Annotated in this window: 1 protein-coding gene; it reads left to right on the forward strand. The window is 55.9% G+C overall.

Features of this window, described 5'->3' with window-relative positions:
* The coding region (locus AC1DKD_RS41965) for a molybdopterin-dependent oxidoreductase (RefSeq protein ID WP_477144830.1) at nt 1-474 on the forward strand (474 nt) is incomplete at its 5' end.
* Between the last annotated feature and the right edge of the window lie 29 nt (nt 475-503).

Here is a 503-nt window from a genome sequence, read left to right on the forward strand (position 1 = left end):
GCAGAACCCATATCATTCTCGCTGCAGGAATTGCGGGAGCTCGGCGATCAACGGCAGATCACCAAGCACAACTGCATTCAAGGATGGACAGCCATTGCTGAATGGGCAGGGATTCCCCTGTCCGACATCATGCAAAAAGTCAAACCCCACCCCGACGCCAAGCATGTGGTGTTCTACGGCATGGACGACAAAGGCCTGACCGAAGGGGAAGGCCGGTACGGCTTCTACTACGCATCCATCCCTATATACCTAGCTTCGCAGCCACAAGCACTCCTAGCCCTGGAGATGAACGGGGCACCACTGCCCATCGAACACGGAGCACCCCTGCGGCTCAGGCTTGAGACTCAACTCGGATACAAAATGATCAAATGGATCCAGGGCATCGAATTCGTCACCGACGTCAAGGACATCGGAATGGGAATGGGCGGGTGGCGCGAAGACCAGCAGTTCTACGCCAACGCCGCCGGAATTTAGCACTGCTGGAACCATGGCCTGATGAATAT

The organism is Cupriavidus sp. 05T313 (genome assembly GCF_056396665.1).